The 16,718-nt window shown below is 70.5% G+C and carries 17 protein-coding genes and 1 tRNA gene; 10 read left to right on the top strand and 8 right to left on the bottom strand.

Annotation, left to right across the window (positions count from 1 at the left end):
• Positions 1–562: 562 nt before the first annotated feature.
• Complete coding sequence (locus J5Y04_RS16460) at positions 563–841, top strand: hypothetical protein (protein ID WP_209412771.1); 279 nt, start codon at positions 563–565, stop codon at positions 839–841.
• A gap of 794 nt (positions 842–1,635) precedes the next feature.
• Here J5Y04_RS16460 and J5Y04_RS16455 read toward each other — a convergent pair.
• The gene (locus J5Y04_RS16455) at positions 1,636–1,902 is read right to left on the bottom strand and encodes a hypothetical protein (protein WP_209412770.1); all 267 of its coding nucleotides are present in this window, start codon (positions 1,900–1,902) and stop codon (positions 1,636–1,638) included.
• A gap of 410 nt (positions 1,903–2,312) precedes the next feature.
• Here J5Y04_RS16455 and J5Y04_RS16450 point away from each other — a divergent pair, with 410 nt between their 5' ends.
• A complete protein-coding gene (locus J5Y04_RS16450) occupies positions 2,313–2,738 on the top strand; it encodes a BrxA/BrxB family bacilliredoxin (protein WP_209412769.1) in 426 nt (141 codons plus the stop codon).
• A gap of 152 nt (positions 2,739–2,890) precedes the next feature.
• Here the strand turns inward: J5Y04_RS16450 and J5Y04_RS16445 are convergent.
• From J5Y04_RS16445 to J5Y04_RS16425, 5 genes are all read right to left on the bottom strand, one after another.
• A tRNA-Met gene (locus J5Y04_RS16445) sits at positions 2,891–2,964 on the bottom strand.
• Positions 2,965–3,263: 299 nt separating this feature from the next.
• Positions 3,264–4,319, bottom strand: a complete 1,056-nt coding sequence (locus J5Y04_RS16440; protein ID WP_209412768.1) for a CU044_5270 family protein — start codon at positions 4,317–4,319, stop codon at positions 3,264–3,266.
• Positions 4,316–4,951, bottom strand: coding sequence for an RNA polymerase sigma factor (locus tag J5Y04_RS16435; RefSeq protein WP_307853148.1), 636 nt, complete (start codon positions 4,949–4,951; stop codon positions 4,316–4,318). Before J5Y04_RS16435 ends, J5Y04_RS16440 begins: the two co-directional genes overlap by 4 nt.
• Before the next feature lie 165 nt (positions 4,952–5,116).
• Positions 5,117–5,494, bottom strand: coding sequence for a hypothetical protein (locus J5Y04_RS16430; protein WP_209412766.1), 378 nt, complete (start codon positions 5,492–5,494; stop codon positions 5,117–5,119).
• Between the two features lie 199 nt (positions 5,495–5,693).
• Positions 5,694–7,058 (bottom strand): glutamate decarboxylase, encoded by a 1,365-nt coding sequence (locus J5Y04_RS16425; protein WP_209412765.1) that lies wholly within the window; start codon positions 7,056–7,058, stop codon positions 5,694–5,696.
• 612 nt (positions 7,059–7,670) lie between these two features.
• On the opposite strand from J5Y04_RS16425, the gene J5Y04_RS16420 reads away from it, so the two are divergent.
• From J5Y04_RS16420 to J5Y04_RS16395, 6 genes are all read left to right on the top strand, one after another.
• Positions 7,671–8,807 carry an FUSC family protein gene (locus tag J5Y04_RS16420; protein WP_209412764.1) on the top strand — a complete coding sequence of 379 codons (1,137 nt, stop codon included), beginning with the start codon at positions 7,671–7,673 and terminating at the stop codon, positions 8,805–8,807.
• A gap of 273 nt (positions 8,808–9,080) precedes the next feature.
• Positions 9,081–9,350 (top strand): SseB family protein, encoded by a 270-nt coding sequence (locus tag J5Y04_RS16415; protein ID WP_307853147.1) that lies wholly within the window; start codon positions 9,081–9,083, stop codon positions 9,348–9,350.
• Between the two features lies 1 nt (position 9,351).
• Complete coding sequence (locus J5Y04_RS16410) at positions 9,352–9,765, top strand: hypothetical protein (protein WP_209412763.1); 414 nt, start codon at positions 9,352–9,354, stop codon at positions 9,763–9,765.
• 146 nt (positions 9,766–9,911) lie between these two features.
• A complete protein-coding gene (locus J5Y04_RS16405; protein WP_209412762.1) occupies positions 9,912–11,723 on the top strand; it encodes a putative T7SS-secreted protein in 1,812 nt (603 codons plus the stop codon).
• A 30-nt stretch (positions 11,724–11,753) separates the two neighbouring features.
• On the top strand, positions 11,754–12,338 hold the full coding sequence (locus J5Y04_RS16400) for a type VII secretion system-associated protein (RefSeq protein WP_209412761.1): 585 nt from the start codon (positions 11,754–11,756) through the stop codon (positions 12,336–12,338).
• Positions 12,335–12,646 (top strand): hypothetical protein, encoded by a 312-nt coding sequence (locus J5Y04_RS16395; RefSeq protein WP_209412760.1) that lies wholly within the window; start codon positions 12,335–12,337, stop codon positions 12,644–12,646. The genes J5Y04_RS16400 and J5Y04_RS16395 overlap by 4 nt, the downstream gene beginning before the upstream one ends.
• A 15-nt stretch (positions 12,647–12,661) precedes the next feature.
• Here the strand turns inward: J5Y04_RS16395 and J5Y04_RS16390 are convergent, their stop codons facing one another.
• Positions 12,662–14,539 (bottom strand): hypothetical protein, encoded by a 1,878-nt coding sequence (locus tag J5Y04_RS16390; protein ID WP_209412759.1) that lies wholly within the window; start codon positions 14,537–14,539, stop codon positions 12,662–12,664.
• A gap of 339 nt (positions 14,540–14,878) precedes the next feature.
• Between J5Y04_RS16390 and J5Y04_RS16385 the strand changes: the two genes are divergently transcribed.
• Complete coding sequence (locus J5Y04_RS16385) at positions 14,879–15,019, top strand: hypothetical protein (RefSeq protein WP_209412758.1); 141 nt, start codon at positions 14,879–14,881, stop codon at positions 15,017–15,019.
• A 94-nt stretch (positions 15,020–15,113) separates the two neighbouring features.
• Here the strand turns inward: J5Y04_RS16385 and J5Y04_RS16380 are convergent, their stop codons facing one another.
• Positions 15,114–15,965 carry a LysR substrate-binding domain-containing protein gene (locus J5Y04_RS16380; RefSeq protein WP_307853146.1) on the bottom strand — a complete coding sequence of 284 codons (852 nt, stop codon included), beginning with the start codon at positions 15,963–15,965 and terminating at the stop codon, positions 15,114–15,116.
• Positions 15,966–16,046: 81 nt separating this feature from the next.
• Here J5Y04_RS16380 and J5Y04_RS16375 point away from each other — a divergent pair, with 81 nt between their 5' ends.
• Positions 16,047–16,562, top strand: coding sequence for a cupin domain-containing protein (locus J5Y04_RS16375; protein ID WP_209412757.1), 516 nt, complete (start codon positions 16,047–16,049; stop codon positions 16,560–16,562).
• Positions 16,563–16,718 lie beyond the last annotated feature (156 nt).

Here is a 16,718-nt window from a genome sequence, read left to right as displayed (position 1 = left end):
CCGACCCCGACCCCGACCGCACCGTCCCGCCGGGCTGAGCCCGAAGCCGGCACACCCCTCCCGAGCCGCTCGCCCCCGCGGCACGCCCTGCGGCCGCCCGGCCCGTGTCGTCGGGAGCGGACGAGCATGCGCCCGGCGAATCGGGATGGACGAGCGGACGGAAACCGACCGCTCGCCCGGAAGGAGCCTCTCGTGGCCGACATAATGAGCAAAGCGGCCCTGCTGGTGCAGCCCGTACTCACCGACCCGTTGCCCGTCCGAGCCCCGCAGCCCCACCAGCACGTACTACAGCCGCAGATCTTGGTACTGGCCGTCCGCCGTCCAGGCATCCCACTGCGATGGGCAGGCAGAACAGGCCTGCACCACCCGCGTCAGCTTTCGACCCTCATCCGACGATGGCCGTGCAGCATCAGGCGCCCGGCAGTCGACTTCGCCGACCTTCCAGCGGGTCACCGGGTGCCGGGCGAGGACGGCGTACAGCGTGGGACCGCTCACGACCCGGACGGAACCATGACCCCCCCGCCCGCGCGTGGACCACGCAGCAGCGCAAGGGGGGCCTTGGATGAGCACGTCCAGCATCATCGGCACGGTCGGGATCGTGGTCCTGGTCCTCTGCGTGGCCGCCATCGTGGCCGTATGGCGGACCGGGACGCCGTTCCCGCCGGAGCGGCCGGGTCCGCCGGGCTGTGTCGCGTGCGGGCACAGCGCGTACAGCCATGGCTCCCGCGGCAGTTGCAGCGAGACCGAGTACGACGGCTCGGACCGCTACGACGGCGGTGGCAACTGGATCGGCACCTGGAACGAGCATTCCTGCTCGTGCCCCGGCTTCAGGACGGAGTGAGGCGACCGGCCCGCCCGAAGGTCTCCGGACACCGCCGCCCTCGCCGAACGGGACATCCCGGGCCGCAGCCGGCCCCGTCGCCCTCCCCGTCGCCCTCCCCGGACGACAGCGCGACCACGAACTCGCGGTGGCCGCCGCGTCGACTCGGCCGTGGAGCCTGCGGCGTTCCTCGTCGCTCTTGCGGGGCTTGTGCCCGGGGTAAGCCCGGCGCCACCGGAGCACCGTCCGGCCGGCCGGTTCCTCGTCCGCCCGGGCCGGATCGTCGGCCCGGACCTTCACGCGAAACGGCTCACGGGCAGGCGGTGAACTTCGCCGCCGCCCGGGGCGGGGCCAAGGTCGAGCGGTCGACCTCCGCCATCAGCACCGGCACCCCGGTCTCCGGCGCCCGGAGCACCGCGCCCGGGCGCACCCTGCGCGACCGTGGACCTGCGCCTTGCCGCCCCGGCAGATCACGAGCACCGGCAACCCATGCCGCATATCTATACGAACCATGGCAAACTGGGCGCAAGTGATAGTGCTCTACAGAGGAAAATCACCCATGACTCATGGAGCCCACCCCCACGCTCCTACCATCCGCGCAAACATCGACCGGGCCCGCGGCTGCGAAGAATGCCGCAGCTGGGGCACCGTGATCACACCCGAGGGCCGCCTCGAGCTGTGCCCCAGGTGCCAGCCCCCTGATTAAGTGGAGCAGGCGATCGCAGAGCAGCGTTTCGACAGCGATTCGGAAGGCACCTGAACCGGATACTCACGAGAACGAACCCGATCTCTCACCCCGCCCCGCCCTGCCGCCGTTACCCGCGCTTCTCGAACCGGCGCTCCAGTTCCTCGTGCCAGCGAGCCGCGTTGCTGCCGTCCAGCTGACCGGCAAAGGCCCGGTAGACGGCCGGCACCAGAGCCTCGCGGTCGGCGGGCTCCGCCGAGGCGATCGCCCAGAGCGCCTCGGCGGTGTCGTTGTCCAGACCGGTGCAGGAACGCGGTCCCCCGCCTGCGAGCACACGCTCCAGTTCCCCGTGGAAGATCTGCCGCAGCTCCTGGTCGGTCGGCCGCCTGTGCCGCATCCCGTCCCCCATCGACGTCGAACTCGAACTCCCCGCCCCCGGAAACGACACGGTTGCCCAGGCCTGTGGTTCCACATGCCGGCTTCGGCTCGTCGGGGCGGGCGGCACCAACGGGCCCAAGTCCCTTACCGCAAGGGCCTGCACACACCCCGGGCGCTCCGGCCGGCCCGGGCCGGCCGACCTGACCCACGCTGACAAGATCGCCGCCCCGTGGGCGGCGATTTCAGCATCACCCACTGTCCCCCGCCACGGCGCCCTCGGACGGGCGGGCGGGACCGCGCGGGCCTTCTGCAGGCGCTTGAGGGGCAGGGCGGCGGGGCCGCGAGACGGCAGTCGGTCGAACCCAGGGAGTCCTCGGCCATTCCGCTACTGTGAGTTCCAGGTCTTCACCTCTACGTAAGGAGTGTTCGATGCCGTACTCACCGCTGCTGGTCAAGCCAATGAAGGAAGAGCTGACCGAGATCGGCTTCACCGAGCTGCTGAGCGCCGACGATGTCGACCGCGCCATGGAAGAGGCCACGACGGGCATGACCCTGGTCGTCATCAACTACGTGGACGGCTGCTCCGCCGGAATGGCCCGCCCCGGCGTCCGCATCGCGCTGGACAACGGGTCCAAGCGCCCCGACCGGCTGCTCACCGTCTTCGCCGAGCAGGACCTCGAAGCCACCGCCCGGATGCGCTCGCACTTCGCCGACATCCCGCCCTCCCAGCCCTCCATCGCACTCTTCAAGGACGGCGAACTCGTCCACTTCGTCCCCCGCCACCGGATCGAGGGCCGCGACGCCCAGTCCCTGGCGAGCGACCTCCAGGCCGCCTTCGACGAATTCGGCCAGTAACCCGGCCCCGGCCCCACCACCGCGCCCGGCCCAGGAACCCCGCAGGCACCCTGGCCCGGCCTGCCCCGGCAACGGCGGCTTCACGCTCCGGCAGCCGACCAACGAACAAGGCCGTGGCCGGCGCACGAGTGCGCCGGCCACGGCCTTGGTAGTAGCGGGGACAGGATTTGAACCTGCGACCTCTGGGTTATGAGCCCAGCGAGCTACCGAGCTGCTCCACCCCGCGTCGGTGACACCACCCTATGCGGTAACCGTTCCAAGACGAAATCGGTTTCCCCGGCCGGACGGCGGGGGCGGATCGCGTGCGTACCGAACCCGCGGTGGTTCGACGGACGTGCATCAGCGTCAGGGGCCCGAACTCCCTGTCGTTCCACCGGAGGTGTGGTCGGTCTTGTCCGATTCACCGGTGCCCGACACCAGCCGCAGTACTGCGCTGTCCCGCCGCCGTGCCTCGGCATCGCCGGAGACCGTCCGCCCCCGTCGGCCGGCGAACCGGGCCGGCCTCCCCCGCCCTGCGTGGGACCGTCAGGCCGGGGCCTGCCCGGCGCCGGGGCGCTGGTTCTTCGCGTCGACGACGGCCCGGGTGAGGATGGTCGTGCGCTCCACGACGGTGCCGGGCTTGATGCCGTTGAATTCCCGGACCTGCACGCCACGGCTGCCGAGGTACTGGTGGCTCTCCCGGTCGAAGATCCACTCCGATCGTTCGCCGGTTTGAGGGTCGAGTCGCGCCAACGCGATTCCGTCGCGGCCGGAGGCGTCCTGCGCGTGCTCGACCACGACGACGCCCGGGATCTTGCCGACGGCCTCGTAGAGCGAGGCGGCGAGGCCGGAGGGGACGAGCTGCTCGCGGATGATGGAGCCGATCTCGTTGAACGCCTGCTGGTCGTGGTCCCGGCTGCCGCTCACCGTCGAGTAGACGGACTTCAGCAACGCGTCGGGGTCGGCGGGCTGGGCCGCGAGCCACTGGTAGGACAGCTGCTTGCGGGGCTCGTCGTTGTCCAGCGTGACGCCGCCCTTCACCTGGTAGCCCGGCTCGTCCAGCCAGCCCTTCGTGCCGTCGGGCGACTTCCACACCTCGCGGTCGTGCAGCGGCTGGACCCAGGTGGCGAACTCCCCCGTGTCCGCGTTGTGGCTGGTGGCCATGAAGGAGACCTGGCTCTTGATGTAGATGTACTGGCCCGGTCCGGGCTGGGGCGTGGTGTGCGCCGTCGCGGCGGCGGCGATCGCGTGGACCGTCGAGGCGAGCTGGACGGTGCTCCCCTCCTCGATCTGCACCACGGGTGCCTTGACCAGCCGCGGGGAGGCAACGGTGCCGGTGCCGGCCGAGCTGCCCAGGGAGACCGCCACGGCAAGGGCCGCGGCGGCGGCGACGGGCGCCGCGAGGAGGGCGGCGCGGCGCAGCGGGCGCCGCACCGGGGAGGCCGCGGGGATCGGGTCGGGCTGGTGGATCTCGCTCATCAGGTGCTCCTCGAGCAGGTCCTGGCGGTCGGCCGCCAGGCGGGGATCGGCCGGCGCCGGCAGCAGACGGGCCAGTTCCGCGTGGTCGAGCGGTTCGGTGCGCCGCCGCGAGTTGCGGATCATCGGTGCGTCTCCTTGTGCGGCCGGGCCGCAGTGCTGCGGCTGCCCTGTAGTTGTCCGGGGATCGGGAGCGGTTCCGTGTTCTTCTTCGTGGCGCGCAGTTCCTCGTCCGCGAGTTTGCGCAGTCGGGTGCGGGCGCGGGAGAGGCGCGAGCGCACGGTGCCGACGGGTACGCCGAGGGCGGCCGCCGCTTCCGCGTAGCCGAGCCCGGACCAGACGCAGAGGGCGAAGACCTCGCGTTCCGAGCGCCGCAGGCGTCCCAAGGCCTTCCGAGCGGCCGTGAGTTGCTCGGAGTCGGCCATGCGGCCGACGAGTTCGTCGGCGAAGTCGGGGACCGGGTCGGTCGCGGGCATGCGGGCCATGGCCACGGTGTGGCGGCGGGCGGCGCGCGTCGTGTTGCGCAGCACGTTGACGGCGATGCCCATGAGCCAGGGGCGTGGGCTGTCGCCCTCGTCGCGGAGTTTCCCGCGCAGGCGCCAGGCCTCGAGGAAGGTCAGCGAGACCACGTCCTCGGCGAGTGCCCAGTCTCCGGTCACGCGCACGGCGTGGCGGTACACCAAGGAGGCGTGGTCCCGGAAGAGGTCGCGGAACGCTTCGGGGTTCCCGGCCCGGAGCCGGGAGTGTGGATGGTTCACGTCATGCCTTGTCCGAGCAGGAAGGCCGGTTCCCGTGACGTGGGTCACCATTCGCGGCCGGCGAGGAGGTGTGGGGCCGGACCGCAGGCGGGGGACGGGTTCTGGTCCAACTTTTGGTCGGTCACGGTGAGTGGTCGGCCGCGTCGCAGGATCCGTGCGTGTTGCCTACCGGTTCCGGACTCCGCCGCGGATCTGCGAGGCCCGGTGGGCGGCGTCGAGGATGCTGTCCAGCCGGTCGGAGATCTCGCCGGCGTGCTGGGCGACGGGCTTGGGCGGGTCCATGGGAGCGGCGATGGACTCGATGTCGCCCTGGAGCAGGAGGACTTCCCCGATGAACGCCGAAACGTCTTGCGGGGGAACGCGGAGCTCGTCTCCAGCCGTCCGGGGGAGGAACCGTGCGCCGCGTGGGCGGACGGTTCCCGATCCCCGGACCGTGGTGCGCCGGCTCTCGAAGCCGGCAAGATCGGACGGCCCTTCGGGGACGTCAAGGAACCGGGGCTCACCGTCCCCGTCAGCGGTGAACACGTCTGCCAACAAGCTCATGCGCGCAGTGGACCACGCGCTTGCCCGGATGGTCCACGTCCATGCGCTGCGGTCGGCCCCGTGACCGGCCGAGGCACGGTCACGGGGCCGGCAGAACGCGCTTCCGCAACACCCCGGAGCCGGCGCGTCCGTACCTGTGGCACCTGATCATTTTGATCCGGCCGACGGCGATTCGGGGCCCCGGGGGCCCGGTTGCGCGTCAGTAGCCGGTGCCGCGCTTGATCTGGGCCCGCTCGACGTCGTGGGTCGCACCCTTCTGGTCCAAGGTGGCACACGCGTCGGCGATGTCGCTGGTCAGGCGCTCGACCTGCTCGCGGCTCAGGGTCTCCTTCGCCAGGGCGCGAAGGATCTTCACCCGCTGCGCGTTGGGCGGGAGCGTGTACGCCGGCACCATCCAGCCGCGCTCGGCCGAGAGCTGCCAGGCGATGTCCGACTCGTCGTACGAGTGCTTGCCCGCGAGACGGAAAGCGACCAGCGGCAGCTGCTCGAGATCGCTGCCGATCACCTCGAAGCGGCCGCTGTCCCGCAGGTTGTCCGCCAGCGCGCGGGCGTTCGCCTGCATCGTCTCCATGACATAGGTGTAGCCCTGGCGACCCAGCCGCACGAAGTTGTAGTACTGCGCGAGCACCATCGACGCGCCGGTCGAGAAGTTCAGCGTGAACGTCGCGTCGGTCTTGCCCAAGTAGTTCTCGTAGAACACGAGGTCCTTGGCCAGGTCGGACTCCTCGCGGAAGACCAGCCAGCCGATGCCGGGATAGACCAGGCCGTACTTGTGGCCCGAGACGTTGATCGAACGAACCTGCTCGAGCCGGAAGTCCCACTTCGAATCGGGGTAGAGGAACGGCCACACGAAGCCGCCGCTGGCACCGTCGACATGGATCGGAATATCGAGGTCCCGCTTCTTGCGGATGTCGCGCAGGAGCTTGTCGATCCCGACGACGTCGTCCATGTGACCGGTGAACGTGGTGCCGACGACAGCCACGACGCCGATCGTGTCCTCGTCGAGGTGGGGCTCCACATCCTCCGGGCCGATCGTGTACTTGTCCTCGGCGAGCGGCACGATCCGCGGCTCGACGTCGAAGTAGCGGCAGAACTTCTCCCACACGACGTGGACGTCACCACCGAAGACCAGATTGGGCCGGTCGACCGACAGGCCGGCCGCCTGGCGGCGCTCCCGCCACTTCCACTTCAGTGACAGCGCACCGAGCATGATCGCCTCGGACGAACCCTGAGTGCGGCACCCGGCAGTCTTCCCCGGCGCGTGGAAGAGGTCAGCGAGCATCCGCACGCAACGCTGCTCGATCTCGGCGGAGATGGGGTACTCCGCGTGATCGATGAAGTTGCGGTGGAGGTTCTCCGCGATGATCCGCTGCGCCTCCGGCTCCATCCAGGTGGTGACAAAGGTCGCGAGGTTGCGCTGCGGGTCGCCCTCCATCACGAGGTCCTCGTCCACCAGCCTCATGGCGTCCGTTGCGGTCATGCCTTCCTCGGGAAAGGTCTCCGAGGGAGCAGGTGCCGTCAGGAATCGGTTTCCGAACAGGGCCTCGGCCTCACTCTTGCTCATGCCGACGACTCAACCACGCCCCGGACGGGTGCCACGGCAGGACCTGAGGACCGGGCTCGAACTGCACGCAGACGGCGTAAATCCGCGAGCGGGCAGCAGGAACCGCAGCCGGTCCGCCACCCCGGCTTCCCTGCTTCCCGGCCGCCTGCCGCTCCGTCAAGCCGGACTCGTTCAGGCCCGACTCGTTCAGGCCGGTTGTGGCGGCGTTTGGGCGGTACGCCTGGCGAGCGGGCCTGCAAGCATCATGACGAACAGGCTGATGCACGATCCACAGCGCCGCCCCCCAGCACCAGGCGAGCACCTGATCGGCCGTTGCTCCATCGATCTCCGTGGGCGTGAGTTCGAGGTCGTCAACTCGGTCGGGTGATCTTCTGGCCGGCCAAGTACGAGAGTGGGCCTCCGGCACAGCTCGTGGGTGTCGAATCCAGTCGAGCACCAGGAGGCCCCTGGCGCCGCAGTCTTCCGTGTCCCTGCCGGTGACTCGGAACCCGCGGCGTCGGCTGCGCTCCGCATCGGGGAAGGCGCGGCGAGTCGCTTCACGGCCGTCTCTGCGGAGCCGGACAATACGGGATCAGAGCGATATAACCCGGCGGCAGGCGAGCAAGGGCGGCCATGACCAGCGCAACCGAACGAGACGGCCAGCCCGCTCACCGAGGGAAGACGATGAGCTGGCTGTCGAAGGTGTTCGAGCTCAACCACGCGGGCGTGAACTGGCAGCGGGCGGTGGTGTTCCTGGACGTCGGGCTGGTGCCGCTGATCGTCTTCTGGGCGATCGGGCATGAGGAGTATCTGTTCAGCGCCTTGTTCGGCATGCTGTTCACGTCGCTGGCCGACCCGGGTGGCGGGTTCGGGTACCGCGCGTCGCACAACGCCGTCTTCGCGCTGATCGGCGCGGGGATCACTGCGCTGGCGTTCGGGATCGGGGGCGAGGCCTGGGGATGGCTGGCGCTCGCGGCCTTCGTGGTCACGCTGGTGGCCGGCCTGACCCTCACGTTCGGGGTGCACAGGTTCGTCAATGCCATGCTGCTCAACGTCTGGTTCATCGTCGCCGTCGGGCTCGCGTTCAACCTCCAGCAACATGCCCGCATCACCAACTACACATGGGCCCAGGTGCTCGCCTGGGCGGGCGGGGCAGCACTGTGGATTCTGATGACGTTCGTCGAGTGGCTGATCCGCGGCCGCCAGGACCTGCCCCAGCCGTTCGCCGAGATCCCCGGAGACACCTCGCACAAGAAGCTGACCCCACCGATCATCGTGTTCGTGGCGCTCCGCGCCCTGGTCATCGGCGGCACCGTCGCCCTCGCGTTCGGGCTGGACCTGTCGTACGGCTATTGGATCCCGATCGCGGCCATCATCGCGATGAAGCCGAGCCTGGAGCAGAGCACCCTCGTTTCCGCCCAGCGCCTTTCCGGTGCGTTCATCGGCGCCATCGCGGCAGCGCTGCTGCTCCTGCTGCCTGCCAGTGAGACCGGCCTTCGATTTTTCGCGATGACGCGCGGACTGGAAATCGTCGCGCTCGTCCTCTTCGTGCACGCCGTCGGGATCCGCTTCCTGAACTACGCCCTCTACTCCGCCGCCATCGCCGCCGGCGCGCTCATCCTGACCGACTTGCCGCAGCCCTCCCACTACGCCGCCGAGGGCTACCGGGTGCTGTGGACGGTGTGCGGCGCCGGTATCAGCCTGATCGTCATGCTGCTGGCGGGCCTGCTCGCCAAACGCACCGCCAACCGGCCGCCACGATCGGCCTGAACGCGTTGTCCTGCGCGTTTCATCTGGGCTCCATCCGGGACGGCATCGCCTGGAGGGCGGTGCCCGCAGACCCGACCAGTCAGCGCAACACACTTGCTGGGTAACATTCCGTCCGCATACGTGTGCGCTGAGGCAGCCGTGCGCGGTCTGGTCGGGGGGTGACGGTGCGTAACTCGGGTCTGGTGCATCAGGTTCGGATGCTGCGGGCGGGGCTGGGGGACCCGGCTCTGATGGTGGCGCAGTTCCGGCTGTCCGCGGTGGGGGGACGAGGGGGTGTGGACGGCCGGTGAGGGCGGTCTGCGGTGGATCTTCGCGTTCACGTCGGAGGAGGAGCTGGCGGCGTTCGCGCGGGTGAAGGGCGTGCCGGTGGACGGGTTGCCGTATCTGACGGTGCTGGATGTGGCGGTTGCGGGGCTGGGGGTTGCGGGCGGGGTGGCGTTGGACGTGGCGGGGGCGGAGCCGATGCTGTTCCCGCCGATGCGGGGGATCGTGCCGGACGAGGTGGCTCTGGACGGTCCGATGACGACGACGGGGGGGTTGTGACATGGCGGGTTCGGGGTTCGGGGTTGATCCGCAGGCGTTGAAGCTGGCGGAGGAGGGCATCAACGGGGCGATCGCCGAGTTGCAGGGGCTGGGGATCGCGGGTCTGGCGGAGTCGGGGCGGGGGTTCTCGGAGCTGGAGCTGACCGGCATGGAGGCCGGCCACCCGGACCTGCAGGCGGTGTTCACGGACTTCTGCGAGCGCTGGTCGTGGGGGGTGCGGTCGCTGGTGCAGGAGGGCACCGACATCGCCGGGAAGCTCGGCCTGTCGGCGGGTTTCTACCACGAGCAGGAGAAGTACGGCAGCGGCCTGCTGAAGGACGTGGTCGCGGCGGGCATCGGGAACCCGCACCAGAGCGAGGAGCAGGTCGAGGGCAAGTCCTGGGACGCGGTCCTGGGCGACAACCCGTACACCTAGCTGACCAACCCCGACTTCTCGCAGGAGTCCGCGGACAAGGCCTTCGACAACATCGGGAAGACGTGGAAGGACGTCGGGAAGGAGAAGCTGGAGGGGCCGTTCGGGATCTACAAGTCGATCGCCGAGGCCGCGGCGGGTGACCACTGATGGGCCTGCACTTCAGCATCACCGACCTGGTCGACGCGACCGATGCCGTCGTCGACTCGGCCCAGAAGGCCGGCGGGAAGGTTATTCAGAAGGGCTCCCACCTGGTGGGCGGCGCCCTGGACGAGGCCGGGCTGCACGGTGTGGCCCAGAAGGTCAACGGGTGGGGCGACGACGTCGCCGACGGGGCCGGGCTGAAGGTCGGCGAGCGCGGGCTCGACCAGAGCGATGATCCGAAGGAGCTGGTCCACGGGGACGCGAAGAAGCTGGGTGAGGTCGCCGGGCACCTGAAGAAGTTCCACGACGCGTTCGAGAAGACCGGCACCGGCCTGGCGAGGCTGGACCACGAGCACTGGACCGGGGCGGCGGCGGAGGCGTTCCAGAAGGCGTTCGACCCGCAGCCCAAGCAGTGGCTGACCGCCGCGGACGCCTGCGGCAAGGCCGCCGCCGCGCTGGAGGCGTACGCGCACACCGTCACCTGGGCACAGGGCGAGGCCGCGGAGGCGGCCAGGCTGTGGAAGGCGGCGAAGAAGAAGGCCGACGCGGCCGCGAAGGCGTGGCGCGAGGACGCCATGACCTACAACCTGAGGGTCAAGGCCTACAACTCCACGCCCGCCGACCAGCGCCCGGCCGCCCCGCCGACCGATCCGGGGGAGTTCAAGAACCCGGCCGAGGCGGACTTCCGGCACGCCGAGGAGAAGCTGGACGCGGCCCGCACCCAGCGGGACTCCGCCGCGCGCACCGCCGCCGGCGCGATCGGCGCGGCGGTGGCGTCGGCGCCGGCCATGCCGAGCAAGATGCAGATCCTCAAGGCCGAGGTCAAGGACGGCCTGATGGCCGCGCCCGTGGCGTACGAGCATTTCTACGGCGGGCTCATCAAGAGCGGCACCGACCTGGCCAAGCTCGGCCGCTCCCTGAACCCGATGGACCCGTACAACCTGTCCCACCCGGCCCAGTACCTCGACGGCCTCTCCACCACCACCGCCGGCCTGATCAAGGCCGGCGACCACCCCGTCGACCTCCTCAAGGGCCTGGTCGGCAGCGGCTGGGGCAACGACCCCTCCGAGGCGAGCGGCAAACTCGTCGGCAACTTCCTCATCGGCGCGGGCACCGGAGGCGGCGGCACCGCCGCCACCCTCGCCGAACGCGAGGCCGCCGCCGTCGCCGAGAACGCCGCCAAGAAGGCCGCCCAGGAAGCAGCCGAGAAGACGGCCAAGGAGGCCACGGAACTCGCTGCCAAGGACTCCGCGGTAGCAACCAAGCTGCGCGATCTCATGGACCTGGAAGCCAGGAGCACCAGCGCATGGCCCAGCGATCCGCTGAAGGTGGCCGCGACCAAGGACGTCAACCTCACGAACATGGCGTACGAGCCCAAATGGCGGACCACGAACGAGGATCTCTACCGGTTTGACGCGAGGAACCCCGAGAAGATCTTCAAGCCGGACGGTGGGCTACAGCCGTGGGAGTCCGACTTCAACGACCTGCACGCCTACGCGAGCGGTGAGAGCAAATCGTCGATCTTCGTGGGCACGACGCGCGATCCGGGGTCGAGAATCAGTATGGGCAGGCAATGGCGGTACGACATCGAGGCGGAGGGAGGCATAGACGTCAACGCGACGCTCGGGCGGAAAGAGTCGGGCGGCATCACGCCCTATGCCGACGAGGCCGAGGTGGCCTTCCCCGGCGGAGTCCGCGTCGAGAACATCAAGGGTGCGTGGAGACTCGAAAACGGAACGCCTGTGGAGTTCGTCCCGAATCCTTACTACAAGCCAGGACCTGCAAGCCATCTGCCGGAGGGCCGGACGAATCCGTGAGCCGGCCCTCAGTGATCGAAGGAGAAACCGATGACCAAAGGACGTCCTGATCCGGTGCTCACCGACAGCATGCGTGCTGAGGCGAGGACGCGCCCCGGCCAGTGGCTCTACTCGATCGATCCAGGGTTCGACCCCGACGGCGAGGTCCCGCCGCACGGCATCGTGGGTGGCTGGCAGATCGATCACGCGGGCAATGTGGTCCGGTTCCTGCACAACCCGAACTACCGCCCCTCCCCCATGGCGCTGGGGCTGCCCAAGCCGGTCAACGAGCTTGAGAACACCCTGCAGTTGGCAGCGACCGGCTACCGCGGCGACGAACACCTGCTCGCTGCCCTGCTGCAGGGGGAGGTGCTCGTCCGCGCCGTTCCGGGGCAGCAGACGCCGGTGAGCATCCCCGCGGACAACGGCCGCAGAGTGCTGGAGGTGTGCACTTCGGCCGGCTACCTGCCTCCCGAATGGCCCGGTGCCATTTCTCTGCCTGGGCGTCAACTCGCCGATGCAAAACCCGGATTGGACATTCGGATCAATCCGGGAAGCAGGGTCTCCGTGGCCGTTCCGATCGAGGACGTCCAGCGAGCCGTCGCGCCGGGAACGCGCGGGCAGGTTTCGCAGTGACCTTCCACGGCGAGGTGCCGACCCCCGAACAGTACGACGCCGCCCGGTTCTTCGTCCTGACCAGGGAGCGCACGGCAGGGCAACTGCTCCGGGACGGCGAGCACGAGGTCGTCTCCGTCTTCGGCTCCTGGTCGAGCCTGATGACGAAGAGCCTCGTCCGGACCAGGCTGGCCATGGACAGCGGCGACCTTGCCGGGGCGGCTCGTTCCTGGGCCGTGGTTCTTGAGGGGATCTCGTGGTGGGCGTTCACCCCCGACTTTCCCGAGGTGCTACGGGAGGCCGGTGTCGCTGCCAGCCGCTGGGACTGACCGGCCCGTCGGTTGCTACGGCTCTCGCGCGTCGGTTGCCATGGATCCTCCGCCCGCGGGCAGGTCGATCCGGACGATCCCGTCCGGCAGGACACAGGCAAATCCACCGGGGCCGGCCGGCAGAACCGTGCGCACAGGCAACCCGAGCGAGAGGGCGACCGCGGCGGCGGCGTGGTCGACCGGGCCCACACGCAAGACGCCGTCGGCCCAGCCCACGGCAAGGAACAGGCCGGCGGCGGTCATCGACACCGCCACCGAAGTGACGGGATGCCCGCGCTCGGCGACCGGCCGCGGAAGGGGCGGCACTCCGGGACGCCATGCCCGCACGCGCCCGTCGAAACCGCCGCTGACGAGCAGCACTCCGCCTATGGCGCCCCCCTCGCCGGGCAGCAGGGTGGCGCTGAGCGCCGTAGCCGGCCCTGAATGCAGCTGTTCCGAACCAGCGCGCGTCGGACCGAACCAGTGCACCGTACCGTTCCGGTCGCCCACGGCAGGAAGGTGAGCCAACGCAGTTGGCCCGGCGGTCGCCGGCAGCGGAAGGCCTTCACCGGCGAGCAGGTGGATGCCTCCTCTGCCGTCAAGCGCTGTGACCGTGCCGTCGGGGTAGCACGTGAGCAGGCGGGGATCACGGGGACAGCCCGCCGGCCCAGGGCCTTCGAGGAAGCGCCCCGAGACGAGGTCGAGCAGTTGTACTTTGCCCGTGGTGTCGGCGATGAGGATCGCCCCGTCGAACGGTCCGCGACCGAGCGCCGCGCAGGCCAGGGGCGCCTGGCCGTCCGTCCGCCACTGCGCCCAGGTGGCGTGCCAGGCCGCGGCGGCTGCGGGCGGTGGGACGACGCCAGGCGCCGTCCCCAGCAGGCGGGCCCGCAGGAGTTGCTCCCGCGCGGCCGGCGACGTCTCGTGAAACAGCGCGGGGCCGGCCGCGCGCCAAGCAAGGAAGAGGCTGCCCCGGGGCTGCGCGGCGAAGGCTGCAGCGACGGCCCGCTGATCGGCGCGGGCCACGAAGACCGGGTCCTCCAGGAGCTGTCCGGCGGCTCCGGCCCGGACGGCCTGTCCCAGCACAAGCCCCAGCCGGTCGGGATCGGACCGGACGAGATCCGGGGTACGGTCCGCTGTGCGGGGAACCGTCGCGGCGACGGCGCGGGCGAGGAGCAAGGGGTCCACCGGTTCGCCGCTCGCTGTCACGGTCTGCCGCAAGGGCCCCGGCGGGAGCGACCACGTGCCGCCCGCGGGCGAGTCGGCCGGCAGCAGGCCCGAGGCGTGCGCGACAGCGTCGGGATCGCCCAGGGCGGACCACTCCTGCAGGGTGAGTGGCCGGACTGCGGCTGCCAGCACGCTCACGGCCGGGCGCGTCCCGGTCGGTACCGAGCTCCACCAGGCAGCGGTCACATCCGCAGCTTCCGTCGAGGCGGTGGCCGTGGCGGGGACCTTGGCCGCCAGCAGTGCCAGCCCGGGGTTCGGATAGACCTGTGCGGCGCCGAAGGGAGACGGTCCGCGTTGCCGGTCGTACCAGGCGGCGAAGCGCTCCGCGTCCGTCCAGCACGGATCGTCCAACGCCAGGACTGCCGGCTGGTCCACCCCGGGCAGATCACCGTCCGACTCGATGACGGCGCGGATCCCGGGCAGCGCCAGCAGCGGGGCGATCAGCTGGTCGGTCATGGCCTTCGCCTCCACCGACCGGTTCAGGTCCCACAGGAAGAGCAGACGAGGACGGTCCGGGGCCTGCAAGGTCATCACCAGCTCAGCCGGCGTGCGGGCATGGACACCCAGCCTGGCCGCGAGCGTCCACGTCGCGCTGTCGACGGTCAGGCCGGCCAGCGACAAAGCAGCGTCGGGGCGCTGCCGGGACGGCGCCGCCGGGTTGGTGCAGGCGGTCGCCAGCCAGGTCAGCAAGTGCGTCTTTCCGATCGCCGCGGGGCCGGACACCGCACACACGCGGGGTGCTCGGGGATCCTCCAGCCATGCCAGCAGGGCCTGCCCGGCCGGACGGCGCCCGGCTCGCAGGGGAGGCATCCAACGTTCGGTCCCCATCACAAAGCCCCCTGCCCTCCCCTGCCCTGTGGACCCGATTCTACGAACCGTGCGACGGGGCGAGGCCGGCGGGCGCGGGCGGCCGGCGCCCAATGGGGTCCGGGGAAGGGCGGGACGGCCCCCGCACCGTCTGCGCTCTTGCCTTCCGCCCTTGCGGCAGCCACGCTCGGATTCACGTCAGACTCGACACCCGGGGGCCCAGTGGACGACGTCAACCACCGGAGGCGGCGCGGCGACCTCGGCTGCTTCGTCCTTGCCGTCCTCGTCATCGCCGGCGTCATCGCCTTCTTCGTCTGGGCCTGGAACCAGCCCGGCGCGGACACCCCCAGCTACTGGCACTGACCCGTCCACGGCCCACCCACCCCGGGCGCACGACGGCACGGTCGCAGCGACGGCGGCACAGTCCACGAGTTGCGGCAGCACCGGTCGCCGGTGCTCAGTGACGGTAGGCGGCTGTCGCGATCTCGACGAAGGACCGGATCAGCGGGTTGGTGTCCCCTTCGTTCCACACCGCCACCACTCGGCTCGGCGGCATGTCGATCAGCGGCACCAGGGTCAGCTCCGCGGGCAGGTCGTGTCCGAGCGGGGCCAGGCCGACCGTGGCGTTCCACAGTACGGCCTGGAGGCATTCCTGGACGGCGCGCACCACTGGGCCCTCGCGCGGCCTTCCGCCGTTCCAGTAGGACTGCCAGAGGGGGTCGGTACCCGGCGGGAACTGGAACCAGCGACGGTCGCCCAGCTCGGCCAGCCGCAGCCGGTCGCGGCGGGCCAGCGGGTCGTCGGCCCGCAGGACCACGCCGACCGGATCGGCCCGCAGCGCACGCACCGTCAAGGCGGTCTCGTCGAACGGCGCCCGGGTCAGGGCGATGTCGACCAGTCCGGCGCGCAGCCCGCAGGTCGGGTCGGTCAGATCGGTGTTGCGGATGCGGATGTCGATGCCGGGGTGGGTCCGGCGGTAGGCGGCGGCCAGCCTGGACACTCCCGGGTCGGTGCCGTCGCCCAGGATGCCGATGGTAATGGTCGCGATGCCGGCTGCCGCGCTCACGCGTACACGGACGCGGTCGGCGTGGTCGAGCAGGGCCCGCGCCTCGTCGAGCAGCACCGCGCCCGCCGGGGTGAGCGTGATGCCGGCGGGCGAGCGGACGAACAGCAGGGCCCCGACATCGGCCTCCAACTGCTTGATCGCCCGGCTCAGCGGCGGCTGACTCATGTGCAGGCGGGTGGCGGCCCGGCCGAAGTGGAGTTCCTCGGCGACCGCCACGAAGTAGCGCAAGGTGCGTAGCTCCACGCTGCAAAGATACCCACGAGGTATCGGCGGCGCGGGATGGGTCTTGGACACCGGCGGGCCCCCGGCGGTGCACTCGTGAGCATGACCGAAGAATCGAAGACCGGGCAGCCGCAGATCGACCCCGCCGTATCGGTGGTGGGTCCCGGCGACGGCGAGACGATCGTTCTGGGCACCACGCGCATGCGCGTGCTGGAGGACGGCAGCCACACCGGGCACCGCCTCGCGATCGCCGAGTCCGTCCTCGCCCCGCACACCCAGGGACCGCCTCAGCACCGCCATGCCCGACACGACGAGGGCTTCTACATCCTCTCCGGCACCGTGCGGTTCACCGTCGGGGACGAGGACCACGACGCCACCGCGGGCACGCTCGTGATGGTTCCGCCCGGTACCCCGCACACCTTCGCCAACGTGAGCGACCAGCCCGCCGTCATGCTCAGCACCTTCACCCCCGACCTGTACGTGCAGTACTTCCGGGACCTCCAGAAGCTGCTCGCCGGCGGCCGACTGCTGACGCCACAGGCCAACATCGACACCATGAGCCGCTACGCGACCGGGCCCGCCACCGAGCCCGCCGACCCCGCTACCGACCTCACCTGAAGCCGGCGGCACGGCACGGCTCGGCCGCCTGCCTTTCGACCGGCGGGGCGGTGGCGCTGCCGCCTTCGGGCGTCCGGTCCCCCGGACGACGGGCCGGGCCTTCACCGGAGCTCTTCCGGCAATCGACGCAACCGACGCAACCGACGGGTCCCCGTG

This window comes from Kitasatospora sp. RG8 (assembly GCF_017813315.1).
Classification (GTDB): Bacteria; Actinomycetota; Actinomycetes; order Streptomycetales; family Streptomycetaceae; genus Kitasatospora.
Note: the sequence above shows the minus strand (reverse complement) of the source record. Positions and strands in the feature narration are given on the sequence as shown.